2 protein-coding genes and 1 pseudogene are annotated in these 4,599 nt (G+C 47.0%); all 3 read right to left on the bottom strand.

Annotation, left to right across the window (positions count from 1 at the left end):
• Positions 1-424: signal recognition particle receptor subunit alpha (locus QZL64_RS07885; RefSeq protein WP_296309473.1), on the bottom strand; the 424-nt coding region annotated here is incomplete at its 3' end.
• The gene (gene smc / locus QZL64_RS07880; RefSeq protein ID WP_021841454.1) at positions 424-3,975 is read right to left on the bottom strand and encodes a chromosome segregation protein SMC; all 3,552 of its coding nucleotides are present in this window, start codon (positions 3,973-3,975) and stop codon (positions 424-426) included. The genes smc and QZL64_RS07885, both read right to left, overlap by 1 nt.
• Before the next feature lie 60 nt (positions 3,976-4,035).
• A pseudogene (locus QZL64_RS07875) lies at positions 4,036-4,599 on the bottom strand (elongator complex protein 3); the annotation flags it as partial.

Raw genomic sequence — 4,599 nt, 5'->3', positions numbered from 1 at the left:
CTGCCGCCAACACCACCTTTTTGCCGGCTTCTTTATAATAATGAGCCAGTTTGGCAATAGTCGTTGTTTTACCTACCCCATTAACGCCCACTACCAAAATAACTTCCGGCGAATGCATTTCCAAAGTTTCTTCCTGTTCTTCCAGTAACTTCGTAATGTATTCTTCAATGTAGTTCATCACTTCATTGGTATGATTGATTTTGCCTTCCGTAACACCGCGACGAATTTCTTTCATCAAAAGTTCCGTCGTCTTACTGCCCAGGTCGGCGGTAATCATGGCGACCTCCAAATCATCCAAGAAGTCGTCGTCAATCTTGGCATAGCCGATAATGACCGTTTCAATGGCTTCGGTAAACTTCTTTTTCGTATTTTCTAAGGCATCGCCGAAACCAAGAAATTTCTTGGTTTTATTCCAAAAACTCATTACATATCCTCCTCTATTTCATCAAAGGCTACTGTTAACAATCGGGAAACACCTCGTTCCACCATGGTAACACCTTGTAATACCAAGGCCGCCTCCATAGTTCGTTTACGATGCGATACAACAATAAACTGCGTATCGTCACCCAGTCGTTGTAAATAGCTGCCAAAACGTTCTACATTGGCTTCGTCCAACGCCGCGTCCACTTCATCGAGCACACAGAACGGTGCCGGTCTGTAATCCAAGAAGGAGAACAGCAAGGCTATAACTGTAAGGGCCCGCTCACCACCGGACAACAGCGTTAACTGTTGGCGTTTTTTACCGGGTGGTTGAATATAAAAATCAATGCCGCTGGTCAAAATATTATCCGGATCGGTGAGCACTATCTGAGCTGTGCCGCCGCCGAACAACTTGCTGAACACGGCCTGAAAACGATCGCCCACCACTTCAAGGACTTCGCCGAGCTGTAAGGCCATCGCTTTATCAATCTCTGCAATAACCGCTTCCAACTGAGCCTTAGCCTGTTCCAAATCGGATTGCTGCGTTTCATAAAAAGCCTGTTTCGTCTGCGCCGCTTCATATTCAGCTACCGCTTCCGGGTTAACCGCCCCTAAGGCTTCCAGTTCAGCACTCAACTTACCTTCTTCGAGACGCCAATCCGCTACAGCCCCTTCCGGCTGTAAAGCCTGTGCTTCTTCTCGTGAAAAACCGAGTTCGGCGATTTTTTGTAAAGCCTGTTCGCTATTCATTTCATATTTTGCCAGCTGACCTTCCATCTGCACCAAACGCTGTTGAACCCTTTTTTGACGAGTATCCAAAGTTTCGCGCTCCGTGGAATAATCAGCTAACGTTCGCTGCTGTTCACTATGTGATTCATACAGCGCGTCGCGCTGCTTGGCTAATTCCGCCGTCGCCTTAGCTTGGGCTTCATAAGCATGCTCCAAATCACTCAATTTCTGTGGTAATTCAGTATTTACCTGTTGTTCACGAACATCCAGCTGCATTTGTAACGGCTTCATACGCGCTACATTTTGCTCGATAGCGCTTTGCCAATCATTGATTTGCTGTTCACCGTAACTTTGTTGCTGCTTTAATTGTTCATAGTGCAAACGTGCATCTTGACGCACCTGACCGACTTCGTCCTGCGCTTTTTGACAGCGCTCCAATTCAGCCAGGGTCACCGAATGACCGCCATCAGCCTGAATATTTTCATTCAAAGTCTTAAGAGCACTTTCCGCTTGTGCCAATGTCATCGTAACACGAGCCTGTTCACCGGTCAAACGGTCCTGCTCCGCCAAATTGTTTTGCAGCACCTGTTCCTTGCGCAACTTTCGTTCCCGCGTTGTTTTTAAAATGGATTCCGCCGTCAAAAGCAAGGTATGCTGCTCATCCCAACTATTTTGTTTCGCTGCCAACTGTTCACTTAATTCTTCAAACTGTTTTTCGTAGTCAGCGGCAGCTTGTTGTTTTTTAACTAACTCTGCTTGTAATACCTGCAATTTGGTATTTAACAGGCCCATCTCTTCTTTTTGAGCCATAACGGAGGCTTTACGCCGTTTGGTCACACCACCGGCTAAAGAACCGCCCGGTTGGAATTGTTCGCCTCCCAGTGTCACTAAACGAAGCTGTTGCTTATATTTTTTCTGTAGAGCAATAGCCTGCTCCATCGTTTCCACTACGAGAGTACGCCCCAACAAGTAGGTGAAAACACCACGATACGTTTCATCAAAAGTAATACAATCTACGGCCCGCCCCAATACGCCCGATTCATTGAGAGCCGGTGTATTAATGGCCTGACCGTGCACCGTTTCTAACGGTAAAAAAGTAACGCGACCGCCTTGAGTCCGTTTTAAATAGGCAATACAATCAGCGGCAGCTCGCGAGGTACGCGATACTACATGGTTAATACTGCCCCCTAAGGCAATATCGAGAGCCGTGGCAAATTCCGGCTTTACCGTAAACAAATCACCGATAGCCCCCAGTAAGTCCTGCTGCCACGGCTCCTTAGCGGCCAGGGCGTTACGCGTACCGTCTGCATAACCTTCATGCTGTTCAGCCCACTGCGCCAAGAGTTGTAAACGTCCTTCCATGCGTTGTTCTTCACGGCGGCCGGTTTGAACGTCCCGTTCCAACTGTTGACGAAGTTTTCGTAATTCCCCTAATTTTTGCTGCTCTTGGTCCCGTTCGGCGCGATTAGCTTCCTGCTGCTCTTGCAACGTCTGCTGCTTCGCTAAAGCTTCCGCTTCTTCGGCCCCCACCGTTTGCAATTCTTCTGTCAAAGTGGTTACCAGTTCGCCTGTTTTGGTAAGTTCGCCGTTTAAAGTTTGTAATTCTACGCGGAATTTTTCCACTTGACCGACTAACTGTAATTGTTCATCATGGCGTGCAGCCACCGCTTTTTGCGCCGTTTGGAACTCACCTTGAATGCGCTGCAATTCTTGACGAGCCGCTTCATACGCTTGCTCAGCCGTCTGCAAAGCCGCTTCTTTGGCCGTCAATTCACCGGCACCGTCGGCCAACAGTTTCTGATGGACCAACACTTTTTGCTTGTCACCGGCGATAGTCGCTTCTATTTCATGAATACGATCACGCAATTCCTGCAGTTCTTTGTCCGCATTCCGCAATTGCTCGGCCAGCACATTTTTTTCCCCTTCGAGCCGGGCTTCTTCTTTTTGAGCTTTCGCATATAATTCTTCTTGTTGCCGCAAAGCTTGCTGTTGTTCCTCGGATTTTAACTTTAACTGCTGTTCCCGTGCACCTAAACCGGCCAGTTCCGTATTGATTTCTATTTCTTCCTGCTGCAACGCAATCTTTTCATTTTCCTGTTTTGTGAATAAACGATCCGCCACTTTATAATCGTGAAAAGCCAACGCTCCGTCATAGAGGCGTTTCTTTTGACTTAATTCGGCATGAGCCTGTGTCTTGGCCGCCTTCTCTCGGAGCGGTTCCATTTGCTCTTCCAAATTCGCCATCAAATCGGCCACCCGTTCCATGTTGCGGTCCGTCTGCCCCATGCGGCGCAATGACTCATCTTTATTCATTTTAAAACGGGAAATACCGGCCACTTCTTCAAAAATAAGGCGGCGATCTTCCGGTTTGCTGTTTAAAATAGCATCTACCCGATTCTGCCCGATAATGGCCATGGAATCGCGTCCTAAGCCTGTATCAGCCAATAAAGCCTGAATATCCTTCAAGCGACAAGCTTTTTTATTGATAAAAAAATCACTTTCACCGCTACGGTAGATACGACGCGTCAAGGCAACTTCCGCTAAATCGGGATGTAAACGTTTGTCGCTGTTATCGAACACCAAGGTTACTTCCGCGGTGCTCATGGGACGACGCTTTTCCGTACCGGCAAAAATTATATCTTCCGCTTTTTGACCACGTAAATGGCGCACATTGGATTCGCCCAGCACCCAACGCATGGCATCGGTAATATTACTTTTGCCGCTCCCGTTAGGACCTACGATAGCCGTCATGCCGGGTGAAAATTTTACAATTGTTTTGTCCGCAAAGGATTTAAATCCTTTTAACTCTAATCGTAAGAGTTGCATGCAAACCACCTTTCCGTGTGTCTTAAGTCACTTTAAATATATCTAATAACGTACCTTTTATTATATCACATTATACCTAAAATTATCGATAAAAAGTAGAACATTATCCGAAAATTTGTTTGTCTTTATTCCGAACATAGCTTTCGCTTTTTTAGAGCCCTGTTCATACCATTGCCAAGTGCAGTCTGTATAGCATTCTGCCAAATATTTCATATTCCGTTGCTTTTCGCCACGCACTTTTGATGTAAGTTGACGCGGATACAGGACGGTCACCGAATGCATTGGTAAGCCCGCCGCTCTATGGTCCCGTAAGACTTTTAAAAATCGCTGTAACCACTGATAATTCGTCACCAGTTCCCCCATGGCCGGTTCGTAAGGACCGCCTACTAAACCGATACCTGCATCCAATTCCGGCGTACTCTGCAGTCCCGTACGAATCACCGTGATATGATGCTCTTCAAAATACTCTTTTAAAAAGGCACTATACGTTACCGCTTCCGCCACCGTTAGCGGCGTGTAGCGACCGGCTCTCACATCATCGGCCAGCTCCGTATCTTCAATGACTAGAACCGGATAAATGCGCACAAAATCAGGCATCAACTCAGCCACGGCTACCGCCGTAGT

Origin of the sequence: Veillonella sp. CAG:933, from assembly GCF_000431435.1 — a bacterium.
Classification (GTDB): domain Bacteria; phylum Bacillota; class Negativicutes; order Veillonellales; family Veillonellaceae; genus Veillonella_A.
Note: the sequence above shows the minus strand (reverse complement) of the source record. Positions and strands in the feature narration are given on the sequence as shown.